The sequence below is a fragment of the Enterobacter sp. PL_is379 genome (assembly GCF_055817355.1).
Map to the genome: position 1 here is coordinate 100,891 of NZ_JBVPGT010000022.1, position 14,400 is coordinate 115,290.

The 14,400-nt window shown below is 51.9% G+C and carries 12 protein-coding genes; 3 read left to right on the plus strand and 9 right to left on the minus strand.

The window, feature by feature from the left end:
• Nucleotides 1-32: 32 nt before the first annotated feature.
• Nucleotides 33-206 (minus strand): YciY family protein, encoded by a 174-nt coding sequence (locus AC0TOY_RS04415; protein ID WP_021240326.1) that lies wholly within the window; start codon nucleotides 204-206, stop codon nucleotides 33-35.
• Nucleotides 207-364: 158 nt separating this feature from the next.
• On the opposite strand from AC0TOY_RS04415, the gene cls reads away from it, so the two are divergent.
• Nucleotides 365-1,825: a cardiolipin synthase gene (gene cls / locus AC0TOY_RS04420; RefSeq protein WP_008502791.1), complete on the plus strand. Its 1,461-nt coding sequence runs from the start codon at nucleotides 365-367 to the stop codon at nucleotides 1,823-1,825.
• A gap of 33 nt (nucleotides 1,826-1,858) precedes the next feature.
• Nucleotides 1,859-2,188, plus strand: a complete 330-nt coding sequence (locus tag AC0TOY_RS04425; RefSeq protein ID WP_006810881.1) for an HI1450 family dsDNA-mimic protein — start codon at nucleotides 1,859-1,861, stop codon at nucleotides 2,186-2,188.
• Nucleotides 2,189-2,219: 31 nt separating this feature from the next.
• Here AC0TOY_RS04425 and AC0TOY_RS04430 read toward each other — a convergent pair whose 3' ends face one another.
• The 7 genes from AC0TOY_RS04430 to AC0TOY_RS04460 all read right to left on the minus strand — a co-directional run bounded on the left by AC0TOY_RS04430 (nucleotide 2,220) and on the right by AC0TOY_RS04460 (nucleotide 10,104).
• On the minus strand, nucleotides 2,220-3,089 hold the full coding sequence (locus tag AC0TOY_RS04430; RefSeq protein ID WP_473721527.1) for an ion transporter: 870 nt from the start codon (nucleotides 3,087-3,089) through the stop codon (nucleotides 2,220-2,222).
• Between the two features lie 14 nt (nucleotides 3,090-3,103).
• On the minus strand, nucleotides 3,104-4,108 hold the full coding sequence (gene oppF / locus AC0TOY_RS04435) for a murein tripeptide/oligopeptide ABC transporter ATP-binding protein OppF (RefSeq protein WP_024907098.1): 1,005 nt from the start codon (nucleotides 4,106-4,108) through the stop codon (nucleotides 3,104-3,106).
• Complete coding sequence (gene oppD, locus AC0TOY_RS04440) at nucleotides 4,105-5,118, minus strand: ABC transporter ATP-binding protein (RefSeq protein ID WP_045404931.1); 1,014 nt, start codon at nucleotides 5,116-5,118, stop codon at nucleotides 4,105-4,107. Before oppD ends, oppF begins: the two co-directional genes overlap by 4 nt.
• A gap of 11 nt (nucleotides 5,119-5,129) precedes the next feature.
• Complete coding sequence (gene oppC, locus AC0TOY_RS04445) at nucleotides 5,130-6,038, minus strand: oligopeptide ABC transporter permease OppC (RefSeq protein ID WP_023312096.1); 909 nt, start codon at nucleotides 6,036-6,038, stop codon at nucleotides 5,130-5,132.
• 12 nt (nucleotides 6,039-6,050) lie between these two features.
• Nucleotides 6,051-6,971 carry an oligopeptide ABC transporter permease OppB gene (oppB, locus tag AC0TOY_RS04450; protein WP_008502786.1) on the minus strand — a complete coding sequence of 307 codons (921 nt, stop codon included), beginning with the start codon at nucleotides 6,969-6,971 and terminating at the stop codon, nucleotides 6,051-6,053.
• An 84-nt stretch (nucleotides 6,972-7,055) separates the two neighbouring features.
• Nucleotides 7,056-8,687, minus strand: a complete 1,632-nt coding sequence (gene oppA / locus AC0TOY_RS04455) for an oligopeptide ABC transporter substrate-binding protein OppA (RefSeq protein ID WP_024907095.1) — start codon at nucleotides 8,685-8,687, stop codon at nucleotides 7,056-7,058.
• 769 nt (nucleotides 8,688-9,456) lie between these two features.
• Complete coding sequence (locus tag AC0TOY_RS04460) at nucleotides 9,457-10,104, minus strand: YchE family NAAT transporter (RefSeq protein WP_021240330.1); 648 nt, start codon at nucleotides 10,102-10,104, stop codon at nucleotides 9,457-9,459.
• 477 nt (nucleotides 10,105-10,581) lie between these two features.
• On the opposite strand from AC0TOY_RS04460, the gene adhE reads away from it, so the two are divergent.
• Complete coding sequence (gene adhE / locus AC0TOY_RS04465) at nucleotides 10,582-13,260, plus strand: bifunctional acetaldehyde-CoA/alcohol dehydrogenase (protein ID WP_032647603.1); 2,679 nt, start codon at nucleotides 10,582-10,584, stop codon at nucleotides 13,258-13,260.
• 65 nt (nucleotides 13,261-13,325) lie between these two features.
• On the opposite strand, the gene tdk is transcribed toward adhE, so the two are convergent.
• The gene (gene tdk / locus AC0TOY_RS04470; protein WP_148769144.1) at nucleotides 13,326-13,940 is read right to left on the minus strand and encodes a thymidine kinase; all 615 of its coding nucleotides are present in this window, start codon (nucleotides 13,938-13,940) and stop codon (nucleotides 13,326-13,328) included.
• Between the last annotated feature and the right edge of the window lie 460 nt (nucleotides 13,941-14,400).

The window sequence follows — 14,400 nt, forward strand, 5'->3', positions numbered from 1 at the left end:
CAGCGGGCACCATTACGGTGCCCTCATGGTACTCAGATATCCTGGACTGCGAACAGCAACGCGTTGCGATGCCGGGTCATTCCACATTTTCTGATGGCGTGAATACGCATATTGCGGCGGGATTGTGCTTCCAGCCAACGAGCCTTGCGACGACTCACCTGTCGCAACATGCGCCAGCGCCCTACTTCTGTTCTACTGCGCTTCATGTCTACAACTCTTTCTCTAACACTTTTTCTCTAAAAGAAAGGCCATTATAAACCCAACCCTGCGGCAAACCAGCGCTTTTACCTGGCGTTTTTATTTGCCAGATGAATCCTGATGCGTACACTCATAACAATACGCTTTCAAAAGGATTTTTTTACCTATGACAACCTTCTACACCGTGGTGAGTTGGCTGGTCATTTTGGGATACTGGCTGTTAATCGCAGGTGTGACATTACGCATCCTGATGAAGCGCAGAGCCGTTCCCTCTGCCATGGCCTGGCTTCTGATAATCTACATCCTCCCGCTGGTGGGAATTATAGCCTATCTCTCTTTCGGTGAGCTTCACTTGGGTAAACGCCGCGCAGAGCGGGCCCGTGCCATGTGGCCCTCAACCGCAAAGTGGCTGAACGATCTTAAAGCCTGCAAACATATCTTTGCCGAGGAGAACAGTAGCGTCGCATCGTCACTGTTTAAGCTGTGCGAGCGCCGTCAGGGGATTGGTGGCGTTAAGGGCAATCAGCTCCAGCTGCTGACCTCGTCCGACGACGTCATGCAGGCATTAATCCGCGATATCCAGCTGGCACGTCATAACATCGAGATGGTTTTTTATATCTGGCAGCCTGGCGGGATGGCTGACCAGGTCGCTGAATCGCTGATGGCCGCGGCGCGACGCGGCATTCACTGCCGTCTGATGCTTGACTCCGCAGGCAGCGTGGCATTTTTCCGTAGCCCCTGGGCGGGCATGATGCGTAATGCTGGGATCGAGGTGGTCGAGGCGCTGAAGGTCAATCTCCTGCGCGTGTTTCTGCGCCGGATGGATCTCCGCCAGCATCGTAAGATGATCATGATCGATAACTATATTGCCTACACCGGCAGCATGAACATGGTTGACCCGCGCTTCTTCAAGCAGGACTCGGGCGTGGGCCAGTGGGTGGATTTGATGGCGCGAATGGAGGGGCCGATTGCCACCTCAATGGGCATCGTTTATTCCTGCGACTGGGAAATTGAAACCGGCAAACGCATTCTGCCGCCACCGCCGGACGGCAATATTATGCCGTTTGAAGAGGCCAGCGGTCACACCATTCATACCATTGCTTCCGGGCCGGGCTTCCCGGAGGATTTGATTCATCAGGCGCTGCTGACGGCAACGTACTCGGCGCGTGAATACCTGATCATGACGACGCCCTACTTTGTTCCCAGCGATGATCTCCTGCACGCGATCTGTACCGCGGCGCAGCGCGGCGTCGATGTGAGCATTATATTGCCGCGCAAAAATGACTCTCTTCTGGTGGGCTGGGCCAGCCGGGCATTCTTTAGCGAACTGCTGGCTGCAGGGGTGAAGATCTACCAGTTCGAAGGCGGATTGCTCCACACCAAAAGCGTGCTTGTCGACGGCGAGTTAAGCCTGGTGGGAACGGTCAACCTAGATATGCGCAGCCTGTGGCTCAACTTTGAAATCACGCTGGTTATTGATGATGCCGGCTTTGGTGGCGATCTCGCCGCGGTACAGGATGATTATATCTCCCGCTCGCGGCTGCTGGATGCCAGACTGTGGGTAAAACGTCCGCTGTGGCAGAGAATTGCCGAACGACTGTTTTACTTCTTTAGTCCGTTGCTGTAAAACGTGCCCAACGATGTTAAACAGGTAGTCATCATGGAAATGGATCTGAACAATCGCCTGACCGAAGACGAAACGCTCGAGCAGGCCTATGACATTTTTCTCGAACTGGCGGTTGATAACCTCGATCCCGCAGACGTGATCCTCTTTAATCTGCAGTTCGAAGAGCGCGGCGGTGCCGAACTGTTCGACCCTTCAGAGGACTGGGCTGAGCATGTGGATTTCGACCTGAATCCTGACTTCTTTGCTGAAGTGGTGATTGGGCTGGCCGATGAAGACGGTGGCGAAATTAACGATATCTTCGCTCGCGTCCTGCTGTGTCGTGAGAAAGACCATAAGCTGTGCCATATACTCTGGCGCGAATAATAAAATAGGCTGCGATTGCAGCCTATTTTATTTACTCCGCCAATTCACTGCCGCAGCGGTGACAAAATCGCGCGTTGAGGTCATGTTCGCCCTTCTGGCAACGCGGACATTTGCGCTGCTGCTTGCGGCTCTGAAAGGCGCTGCTCATGTGCGTGGTAATAAGCCCGGTCGGAATAGCAATGACCGAATAGCCAATCAAAATCAGCACTGAGGCCACAATGCGGCCCAGCGGCGTATGGGGCGTGATATCACCGTACCCCACGGTCGTCACGGTTACTATCGCCCAATAAACGGACGCATTGAGCGTCGTAAAGCCATATTTGGGCCCTTCTATTAAATACATCAGCGCGCCAAAAACAATCATGACGATGGCAATAAACGAGTAGAACAAAATAAGCTGATGCCGTGCGCTGACGATCGCACTCCAGAACACGCGTAATGACGGCATAAAACGCAGTAATTTCAGAATACGTAATACCCGAATCACGCGCATCGCCCGCCAGGCAAAGACATAACTCAGGCTGATTTCCGGCCACAGCCACATGACGTAGAGCGGCAGAATAGTGGCTAAATCAATAAATCCCCAGAAGCTGAAAACATATCGGGCCGGGTTGGGCCACGCAATTACTCTGAGCAGATATTCAGCGGTAAAAACCAGGGTAATCGCCAGCTCAAGCCAGACAAAGACATGCCATTCGTCAAACGTCAGGTGGTATTGCGTCCCGGCACCCGATTCAATAAAAATGACCACCACGCTGAGGAGCGCAAATAACCCACAAAGACCTTCGAATCGTCGTCCGGATACCGTTTCAGGATCGAATAAAACATGATAAAGCCGCCGACGGGCTGACGTGAATAAACGCGACACAGTAACCTCGCAAAAAATAAGGGCTGACATCATGTCAGCCCTTGCGATTATAACGGGTCTACTTTCAGGCAGGAAACCGCATGTCGGAAACTGCCTTCGAGAACCGGTCGCGTTTTCGCACATTCCGGTCCGGCCATTGGGCAGCGCGTGCGGAAGACGCAGCCCGACGGCGGGTTAATCGGTGAAGGCAATTCCCCTTCCAGCAGCTGGATGGTCTTATTCTTTTCCAGATCGGGATCGGGGATCGGCACTGCCGACATCAACGCTCTGGTGTACGGGTGCAGCGGATTGTGGTACACCTCGTCATAGGTGCCCAGCTCCACGGCGTGCCCCAGATACATCACCAGCACGCGGTCAGAGATGTGTTTCACCACGGCCAGGTCATGCGCGATGAAGATCAGCGACAGCCCCATTTCGCGCTGCAGCTTCTGCAGCAGGTTAACCACCTGCGCCTGAATGGAGACGTCGAGCGCGGAAACCGGCTCATCACAGATAATCAGCTTCGGTTCGAGGATCAGGGCGCGCGCAATACCAATACGCTGACACTGACCGCCTGAGAACTCGTGCGGATAGCGGTTGATGAGGTTAGGCAACAGGCCGACTTTCAGCATCATCGCCTTAACGCGATCGCGCACTTCCTGACGGGACATCTTCGGATGATAGGTCCGCAACGGCTCGGCAATAATCTCACCGATGGTCATACGCGGGTTAAGTGAGGCCAGCGGATCCTGGAAGATCATCTGGATATCGCTGCGCACCTCGCGCCACTCGTCGGGTTTCATGCCCAGCAGATCTTTACCCAGCCAGGCCACTTTACCGTCGGTGGCTTTCACCAGACCGATAATGGCGCGCGCAAAGGTCGATTTACCGCAGCCGGACTCGCCCACCACGCCCAGGGTTTCCCCTTCATACAGGCGCAGCGTGACGCCGTCCACCGCTTTCAGGGTCTTCGACGGCTGCCAGAACCACTGTTTGCCGTCTTTGATGTCGAAATGCACCTTAAGGTCAGCAATCTCGAGCAGCACATTGCGTTTTTCATCTAATGCGTTCATACCAGCTCCTCCTGCGGCTTAAAGCAGGCGCGCAGACGGCCTGGTGCAAACTCTTCCAGCGGCGGAGCGCTGTTGCAGATTTCCATCGCGTGCGGACAGCGCGGCTGGAACGGACAGCCTTTCGGCAGGCGCAGCAGGTTTGGCGGGTTGCCCGGAATGGTGAGCAGGGATTCCCCTTCCGCATCAAGACGTGGCACCGCGTTCAGCAGCCCAATGGAGTAAGGATGAGCAGGCTGATAGAACACGTCACGCGCTTTTCCGTATTCCATGGTACGACCGGCATACATCACCAGCACTTTGTCACAGATGCCCGCCACCACGCCCAGGTCGTGGGTGATCATAATAATCGCCGTGTTAAACTCACGCTTCAGCTCGTTCAGCAGGGTCATGATTTGTGCCTGAACGGTAACGTCCAGCGCGGTGGTCGGTTCGTCGGCAATCAGCAGTTTTGGCCGGCACAGCAGCGCCATCGCAATCATCACGCGCTGACGCATACCGCCAGAAAACTCGTGCGGGAACATGCGCATGCGCTTGCGCGCCTCCGGCATTTTCACCGCATCGAGCATTTTGACCGACTCTTCAAAGGCTTCGGCTTTACCCAGGCCTTTGTGTAGCATCAGGACTTCCATCAGCTGCTCACCAACGCGCATGTACGGGTTCAGCGAGGTCATCGGATCCTGGAAAATCATCGAGATCTGCTCGGCGCGCAGCTTGTTGAGCTCGTGCTCCGGCAGGTTGAGGATTTCGCGACCGTTGAATTTCGCGGAACCGCCAATCACACCGTTAGCGGCCAGCAGGCCCATTAGCGCAAAGGCAGTCTGGGATTTCCCGGATCCGGATTCACCCACGATGCCGAGCGTTTCGCCCGCGCGCAGGTTGAAGTTGAGATCGTTCACGGCGGTCACATCCCCGTCCGGGGTCTTAAAGGTGACGCGAAGATCTTTTACGTCCAGCAGAAGGTCGCTCCGCTGCTGCGCCTGTGGCGCGGTTGCCGTTTCAATAATTGTCATGACGGCGCTCCTTAACGGTCTTTCGGGTCGAGGGCATCACGCAGGCCATCGCCGATAAAGTTAAAACAAAACAGGGTAACGACCAGGAAACCCGCCGGGTATAACAGCAGCCACGGAGACACTTCCATTGAGTTTGCACCGTCACTCAGCAGCGCGCCCCAGCTGCTGAGCGGCTCTTGCGTACCCAGACCGAGGAAGCTCAGGAAAGATTCAAACAGGATCATGCTTGGCACCAGCAGTGAGGCATAGACCACCACCACGCCCAGCACGTTAGGAACGATATGGCGAACCACGATATTCCCGGTAGAGACACCGCCGACCTGCGCGGCTTCGATAAACTCTTTGCGTTTGAGGCTCAGGGTCTGGCCGCGGACAATACGCGCCATATCCAGCCAGGAAACCATCCCGATGGCCACGAAGATCAGCAAAATATTCTGACCGAAGAAGGTCACCAGCAGGATGACGAAGAACATAAACGGGAAGGAGTTCAGGATTTCCAGCAGACGCATCATTACCGAGTCTATTTTGCCGCCAAGGTAGCCGGACAGTGAGCCGTAGAGCGTACCCACGATCACCGCCACCAGCGCGGCAGCAATCCCGACCATCAGCGAGATACGGCCACCGATAGCGACACGCACCAGCAGATCGCGTCCTGAGGAGTCCGTGCCGAAATAGTGGCCAGACTCCATATCCGGCGCGCTGGACATCATGCCCCAGTCGGTGTCGAAATAGGTAAATTGCGACAGCATCGGCGCCAGGGTCACAAACAGCGCGATAATCACCAGAACAACCAGACTGGCAACCGCCGCGCGGTTGTGCATAAAGCGACGGCGCGCGTCCTGCCAGAGGCTACGACCTTCTACTTCCAGTTTTTCACTGAAGTTTTCCAGCGCCTCGCTGTTTTTCTTACTCAACATCATGGCGTGCTCCAGTTAGTAACGGATTTTCGGGTCGATGACGGCGTACAGCACATCGACGATAGCGTTAAAGAGAATGGTCAGCGCACCGACGAGAATGGTCAGGCTCAGTACCAGCGAATAGTCGCGGTTGAGCGCACCGTTTACGAACAGCTGACCAATGCCCGGCAGACCATAGATTGTTTCGATAACCATAGAGCCGGTAATGATCCCGACAAATGCCGGTCCCATGTAGGAGAGCACGGGCAACAGCGCCGGTTTGAGCGCGTGGCGGAAGATAATCCGACGCATCGGCAGCCCTTTAGCGCGCGCGGTACGAATGAAGTTTGAGTGCAGCACTTCGATCATTGAACCACGGGTAATACGCGCGATACTGGCAATGTACGCCAGAGATAATGCCACCATCGGCAAAATCATGAACTTCAATGCCCCGCCGTTCCAGCCGCCGCCCGGCAGCCACTTCAGCGTGATGGCAAATATCATCACCAGTAATGGCGCGACAACGAAGCTGGGTATTACTACCCCGGTCATTGCCACCCCCATTACGGCATAATCCCATTTGGTATTTTGTCTGAGCGCGGCGATAACGCCTGCGGTGACCCCGAAAACGATGGCCAGAATGAATGCCGCAGCCCCCAACTTAGCCGAAACCGGGAAGCTGGACGCCACCAGATCGTTAACGGAATAGTCTTTATATTTAAATGACGGTCCAAAATCACCGTGAGCCAGCTGCTTCAGATAATTGAAGTACTGGGTGGAGATAGGATCGTTTAAGTGGTATTTCGCTTCGATATTCGCCATGACTTCTGGCGGCAGCGTACGCTCACCGGTAAATGGACTTCCCGGCGCAAGGCGCATCATGAAGAAGGAAATCGTGATGAGAATAAATAGCGTTGGAATCGCTTCAAGACAGCGACGTAGGATAAATTTCAACATTGCCCGTACCTTCTGGCGTGTGCCTATATTATGTGACGTTGGTTAGACACCGTGGGGCGAGCACGCCCGCCCCACTCATTGCCATTAATGCTTGATAATATACAAGTTTTTAACGTAGATATTATCCATCGGGTCTTTACCGGTATACCCACCTACCCATGGTTTCACCAGACGGGCGTTAACGTAGTAGTAAACCGGAACGATCGCGGAATCTTTATCCAGCTGCTGCTCGGCCTTAGAGTACAGTTCTGTACGCTGTGCTTCGTCAGTGGTTTTCAGCGTGTCGCCAATCAGCTTGTCGAACGCCGGGCTCTTATAGTGCGCGGTGTTGTTCGAGCTGTCGCTCAGCATGGTATTCAGGAAGGAGGTCGGTTCGTTATAGTCCGCACACCAGCCAGCACGTGCCACATCAAAGGTGCCCTGATGACGGCTGTCGAGGAAGGTTTTCCACTCCTGGTTCTCCAGCTTCACGTTCGCGCCCAGGTTTTTCTTCCAGATCGAAGCGACGGCGATAGCCAGTTTTTTGTGCAGATCGGAGGTGTTGTACAACAGGCTGAAGGTCAGCGGCTTATCTGCGGTATAGCCCGCTTCGGCCAGCAGTTTCTTCGCTTCTGCGTTACGCTGTTCCTGCGTCTGTTTGAACCAGTCTGGCTCGGTCAGTTTTGCGCCATCGGTGTATGGAGGGGTATAGCTGTATGCCGGCAGATCGCCCTGGTTTTTCACTTTGTTTACGATGATATCGCGATCCAGAGCCAGCTTCAGCGCGGTACGTACACGTACGTCGGTGAACGGTGCTTTCTGGTTATTGATTTCATAGTAGTAGGTGCACAGGTACGGGTCGACGTGAACTTCTTTAGGGATCTCTTTTTTCAGTTTCTGGAACAGTTCAATCGGCATGTTGTTATAGGTCATGTCGATTTCACCGCTGCGGTAGCGGTTAACGTCAGTCACTTCGGACGAAATTGGCAGGTAGGTAACCTGATTAATGACGGTTTTCGCATTGTCCCAGTATTGCGGGTTACGCTCAAGCACCATACGCTCGTTGACCACCCAGTCTTTCAGCTTATAGGCACCGTTGGTCACGATATTGGCAGGCTGCGTCCATTTTTCACCAAATTTTTCCACGGCGGATTTTGGTACCGGGGAGACGGACGGGTGAACCAGCAGCTTATAGAAGTACGGAACAGGTTCGCTCAACGTCACTTCAAAGGTATTCGCATCAATCGCTTTTACGCCCAGGTCGGTAACAGGTTTTTTACCCGCGATGATGTCATCAATATTGGCGATGTGGCCATATTGCAGGTAGCTCGCATACGGAGAAGCGGTTGTTGGGTTCGCCAGACGCTGCCAGCTATAAACGAAATCTTCGGCCGTGACCGGTGTACCGTCGGACCATTTCGCATCTTTACGCAGATGGAAGGTCCAGACTTTGAAATCTTTGTTTTCCCATTTTTCGGCTACACCCGGCGCCGGGTGGCCGTCTACGTCTGTCACCAGCAGGCCTTCGAACAGGTCGCGGTTAACGTTAGACTCAGGAACACCTTCAATTTTGTGCGGGTCAAGAGACTGAACTTCCGCACCGTTGTTACGCACCAGCGTCTGTTTCTCAGCCAGTTGAACACCTGCAGGAACGTCCGCAGCCATTGCAGCGTTGCCCGCGATTAGCGCAGTTAAAATCCCCGCCGCTACCAGATTTTTTTTTGTGATGATGGACATTGTGTTGGTACTCCACTCATTATAATGACTGGCCTTCGCCAGCTGTGTAATCCCCTGTTGGGGCCTGTACAGCGCAGGAGTTTTTTTTGCTGCTGTCAGGTTCTTCTTTTACTGCTTGCTATCACCGACTTTTTTATTACTGACCGCTCGTATGGCCGTCTTGCGTCGATTCTTTACAGGCCACCCTGTTTGAGACCTGCGTTGGATATCTGAGAAGAGAACCATATGAAAATAATTCTCATCTGCTTGTTTTATGCTGCAAAATATTAGGCCGGAAAGTATCAAATGGCGTAAACGTGCGCCAATACATTTTGCAAATTTGTTAAGCAATTCTCTTTTACGGTGAGTACCGCATCGTTGAGGGCAGCCCTGCCGGACATCGAACATCAATTAAAAAACATGATATTCAACAAGATAGAGAAATTTTTCTCTACAAGCGCGTCGCTGCGCTATCATCGAGTGATTTTGTACAAAAATTTAACAACTGGTTATTATTTAGCACATTCATCTAGGGGAATGTTGAAATTACTAATATCATTTCGGTTATCTCTCAGCAAGCCCCAGAGTATCATGTGAGTAAAATAACAGAGCGATCGAAGATTTTCTGCGCAGGCGGGTTTGAGTGGAATTAATAACTTGTTGAAATACAAGAAATGAACATTATTAGTAGAATTTATTATGATATGTGAGCATTTCAACTTTAGTTATAGGATTTACTGATAATGACGTAAAAAAACGGAGCCGTGGCTCCGTTCTTTCATATGCAATATCAGTGCAGCAAACCGGGGAAAATGCTTTTAATACCCGTAACGATAAATTCAATCCCTAACGCCATCAACAGCAGGCCCATGATACGCGTTATGACGTTAATGCCCGTCTGACCCAGCAAGCGCACCAGCCAGGGTGCCATGCGGAACACGCCCCAACAGCAGAGCGCGAAAATGGCAATCGCCACTGAAAAACCAATCAGGTGCATCAGGCTATGATAGCGCGTCCCCCAGACAATGGTTGAACTGATGGCACCAGGACCGGCCATCAGCGGTAAGGCCAACGGCACTACGCCAATGCTTTCGCGGATAGCGGTTTCTGACTTCTCTTGTTTATTCTGCTTATCCTCGCCCAGCTTACCGCTGATCATGGACATGGCGATGGTCACCACCAGGATCCCACCCGCAATGCGGAAAGAGTCGATCGAAATCCCGAAGAGCTGGAGAATGGCGTCACCCAGAAAAAGAGAGGTGAGCAATATGATCGCCACTGACAGGTTAGCGGTCAGGTTGGTCTTGTTCCTGGCCGCCGCTGTCTGGTAACTCGTCATACTAATGAAGACAGGAATGATCCCCACCGGGTTGACCAGGGCAAACAAACCAATAAAAAATTTAAAATACGTTGGAAAATCAAAGAGCGTTTGGATCACGTTTTGCTCCGCTTATACACATGCCCTGGACTGACAATTCGTCATGAGAAATCGCGCTGAAGATACCCTTTTTATTAGCATACTTCACTCGAAATCTGTGCCAAAACGTTATCATTTCAGGATGTTAAACATATGTATAATCAATGATAGCGCCGCTTCCAATACTTACGTAATTATTTAACACTGGAAAAATCAGCACGAAATAACCCTGCTGAAAGGTATCAGCTTGGGGGGAAATTGACACAGATCATGATTTCCGTACTCAGAAGTGAGTAATCTTGGTTACACCCCCAGGGAGGTCACCTGACAAAAGGGATGATGCCAAGGTAAGGCTCTTTTAGTAAATTAGTGTGCTGACGCAGAAAGTAACTCTTTGTTTTACTTTGTGTTACGCAAGTCGTATCGGCTCTGTCTATACTGTGTGACGTATCGAGCGCTGGTTTACTAAAAGAGTTTAAACATTATCAGGAGAGCATTATGGCTGTTACTAATATCGCTGAACTGAACGCCCTCGTCGAGCGCGTTAAAAAAGCCCAGCGTGAATATGCCAATTTCACCCAAGAACAGGTTGATAAAATCTTCCGCGCGGCCGCACTGGCTGCTGCAGATGCTCGAATCCCTCTCGCTAAAATGGCCGTTGCCGAATCCGGCATGGGTATCGTGGAAGATAAAGTGATTAAAAACCACTTCGCTTCCGAGTATATCTATAACGCCTATAAAGATGAGAAAACCTGTGGCGTGCTGTCCGAAGACGACACCTTCGGTACTATCACCATCGCTGAACCTATCGGCATCATCTGCGGTATTGTTCCGACCACTAACCCAACGTCTACCGCTATCTTCAAATCGCTGATTAGCCTGAAGACCCGTAACGCAATCATCTTCTCTCCACACCCACGTGCGAAAGACGCGACCAACAAAGCTGCGGATATTGTCCTGCAGGCGGCGATCGCTGCGGGTGCACCAAAAGATCTGATCGGCTGGATCGACCAACCTTCCGTTGAGCTCTCTAACGCCCTGATGCATCACCCGGACATTAACCTGATCCTGGCGACCGGTGGTCCTGGCATGGTTAAAGCGGCATACAGCTCCGGTAAACCAGCCATCGGTGTGGGCGCCGGTAACACCCCTGTTGTTATCGACGAAACCGCTGACATCAAACGTGCCGTTGCGTCTGTACTGATGTCTAAAACCTTCGATAACGGTGTGATCTGTGCATCTGAACAGTCTGTTGTTGTTGTTGACTCCGTGTACGACGCCGTTCGCGAACGTTTCGCCAGCCACGGCGGCTACCTGCTGCAGGGCAAAGAGTTGAAAGCAGTTCAGGACATCATCCTGAAAAATGGCGCGCTGAACGCCGCTATCGTGGGTCAGCCAGCGTACAAGATTGCTGAACTCGCAGGCTTTACCGTTCCGGCAACAACTAAAATCCTGATCGGTGAAGTAAAAGTTGTCGACGAAAGCGAGCCGTTTGCACATGAAAAACTGTCTCCAACGCTTGCAATGTACCGTGCGAAAGATTTCGAAGACGCGGTAGAAAAAGCCGAGAAACTGGTTGCCATGGGTGGTATCGGTCACACCTCTTGTCTGTACACTGACCAGGATAACCAGCCAGAGCGTGTTGCTCACTTCGGTCAGATGATGAAAACTGCCCGTATTCTGATTAACACCCCTGCTTCTCAGGGTGGTATCGGTGACCTGTACAACTTCAAACTCGCGCCTTCCCTGACTCTGGGTTGTGGTTCCTGGGGTGGTAACTCCATCTCTGAAAACGTTGGTCCAAAACACCTGATCAACAAGAAAACCGTTGCTAAGCGAGCTGAAAACATGTTGTGGCACAAACTTCCGAAATCTATCTACTTCCGCCGTGGCTCACTGCCAATCGCGCTGGATGAAGTGATTACTGATGGCCACAAACGTGCGCTCATCGTGACTGACCGTTTCCTGTTTAACAACGGCTACGCTGACCAGATCACCTCTGTGCTGAAAGCGGCTGGCGTTGAAACTGAAGTGTTCTTTGAAGTTGAAGCTGACCCTACCCTGAGCGTTGTGCGCAAAGGTGCTGAGCTGGCTAACTCCTTCAAACCAGATGTGATTATCGCACTGGGTGGTGGTTCCCCAATGGACGCCGCGAAAATCATGTGGGTCATGTACGAGCATCCTGAAACCCACTTCGAAGAACTGGCGCTGCGCTTTATGGACATCCGTAAACGTATCTACAAGTTCCCGAAAATGGGCGTAAAAGCGAAAATGATCGCGGTCACCACCACTTCCGGTACCGGTTCAGAAGTCACGCCATTCGCGGTAGTAACGGACGATGCGACAGGTCAGAAATACCCGCTGGCTGACTATGCCCTGACCCCAGACATGGCTATCGTCGATGCGAACCTGGTCATGGATATGCCGAAGTCACTGTGTGCGTTCGGTGGTCTGGATGCGGTAACTCACGCCCTGGAAGCTTACGTTTCTGTACTGGCGTCTGAGTTCTCTGACGGTCAGGCTCTGCAGGCTCTGAAACTGCTGAAGGAAAACCTGCCAGCGTCATATAACGAAGGGTCTAAAAACCCGGTAGCACGTGAACGCGTTCACAGTGCAGCAACCATCGCCGGTATCGCGTTTGCGAACGCCTTCCTGGGTGTTTGCCACTCTATGGCGCACAAGCTGGGTTCACAGTTCCACATTCCTCACGGTCTGGCGAACGCCCTGTTGATCAGCAACGTTATTCGTTATAACGCTAATGACAACCCAACCAAGCAGACTGCTTTCAGCCAGTACGACCGTCCGCAAGCACGTCGTCGTTATGCTGAAATCGCAGACCACCTTGGTCTGAGCGCACCGGGCGACCGTACTGCTGCGAAGATTGAGAAACTGCTGGCATGGCTGGAAAGTCTGAAAGCTGAGCTGGGTATTCCTAAATCTATCCGTGAAGCGGGCGTACAGGAAGCTGACTTCCTCGCTCATGTAGATAAGCTGTCTGAAGATGCATTCGATGACCAGTGTACAGGTGCTAACCCGCGCTACCCACTGATCTCCGAGCTGAAACAGATTCTGCTGGATACCTTCTACGGTCGTGAGTTCAAAGAAGGTGACGTTGCCGCTGTGAAAACAGAAGTGCCTGTCATCAAAGCTGACAAGAAAGCGAAGAAAAGCGCTTAATTGACCGCAAATGAAAAACCCGCCTTTATGGCGGGTTTTTTTATGTCCGAATAATAAAGCTGACGTTATTTTCTGTTGTCGTGCTGAATCGCCGTCAGCGAGCCTACAGACAGCGCTTCTTTATAATGCTTACGACAGACCGATACATAGCGTTCATTACCGCCTATAACCACCTGCTCACCATCTGCATAAGGTTTTCCTGCCTGGTCGAGACGAAGCACCATACTGGCTTTGCGACCGCAGAAGCAGATCGTTTTTAATTCGACGAGTTTATCCGACCAGGCGAGCAAATACTGACTCCCGGCAAAGAGCTCACCGCGGAAATCCGTCCGCAGCCCATAGCACAGCACGGGGATATCAAGCTCATCAACCACCTCGGAAAGTGCGTGAACCTGTTCACGCGTCAGAAACTGGCTCTCATCGACCAGGACACAATGAATAGGCCGCTCAGCATGTTCCGCGCGAATGTCCTCAAACAGATCGGTTTTCGGGTTAAACAGCCTGGCAGGTGACGAGAGTCCTATTCTGGAGCTCACCTTCCCTGCCCCAAAGCGATCGTCAATCTCAGCCGTATAAACAACGGTACGCATCCCGCGCTCCTGGTAATTGTACGAGGATTGCAGCAGCGCGGTGGATTTACCGGCATTCATCGCCGAATAGTAGAAATACAGTTGTGCCATTGGCCGTAAAACCCTAATCAATGTGTAATATTCCCGATGAGTCATTGTACCATATTTTGTCAGGTCATCAGCGATACAGCGCACAAAGGATGTAGTTCAGCGCGGCGTTCAGAACCTTCTGTTTTCGAAAATAATCCGTTAAAACATGAAGTAAACGCATGCAGCCAGGCCAATATGTTATATGTTAAGCCCAACATAACACTTGTTTTTATAGTGGAATCACCGTTCATTAAAATTCACCATTTATTAACTATTTCAGCCTTAACATCACGGGGTGGAACTAATACAAAAGGCTGATATTTATCCGCCGCAACTATAATTCCTGCGGTAAATGTCACAAAAAAAAGAGGCAATCAACCGGACAAAGCAGGTTGATGTGATAACAAGCGAGACTGTCGGGTGATGAAATTTAAGTTAGCGTAATTAATAATAGTGAGACGATTTAGTATTTTTTGAATTC

What these genes read in the sequence shown, in the direction of transcription:
- AC0TOY_RS04415 (WP_021240326.1), bottom strand. Translation starts at nt 206, where the DNA reads ATGAAGCGCAGTAGAACAGAAGTAGGGCGCTGGCGCATGTTGCGACAG.
- cls (WP_008502791.1), top strand. Translation starts at nt 365, where the DNA reads ATGACAACCTTCTACACCGTGGTGAGTTGGCTGGTCATTTTGGGATAC.
- AC0TOY_RS04425 (WP_006810881.1), top strand. Translation starts at nt 1,859, where the DNA reads ATGGAAATGGATCTGAACAATCGCCTGACCGAAGACGAAACGCTCGAG.
- AC0TOY_RS04430 (WP_473721527.1), bottom strand. Translation starts at nt 3,089, where the DNA reads ATGATGTCAGCCCTTATTTTTTGCGAGGTTACTGTGTCGCGTTTATTC.
- oppF (WP_024907098.1), bottom strand. Translation starts at nt 4,108, where the DNA reads ATGAACGCATTAGATGAAAAACGCAATGTGCTGCTCGAGATTGCTGAC.
- oppD (WP_045404931.1), bottom strand. Translation starts at nt 5,118, where the DNA reads ATGACAATTATTGAAACGGCAACCGCGCCACAGGCGCAGCAGCGGAGC.
- oppC (WP_023312096.1), bottom strand. Translation starts at nt 6,038, where the DNA reads ATGATGTTGAGTAAGAAAAACAGCGAGGCGCTGGAAAACTTCAGTGAA.
- oppB (WP_008502786.1), bottom strand. Translation starts at nt 6,971, where the DNA reads ATGTTGAAATTTATCCTACGTCGCTGTCTTGAAGCGATTCCAACGCTA.
- oppA (WP_024907095.1), bottom strand. Translation starts at nt 8,687, where the DNA reads ATGTCCATCATCACAAAAAAAAATCTGGTAGCGGCGGGGATTTTAACT.
- adhE (WP_032647603.1), top strand. Translation starts at nt 10,582, where the DNA reads ATGGCTGTTACTAATATCGCTGAACTGAACGCCCTCGTCGAGCGCGTT.
- tdk (WP_148769144.1), bottom strand. Translation starts at nt 13,940, where the DNA reads ATGGCACAACTGTATTTCTACTATTCGGCGATGAATGCCGGTAAATCC.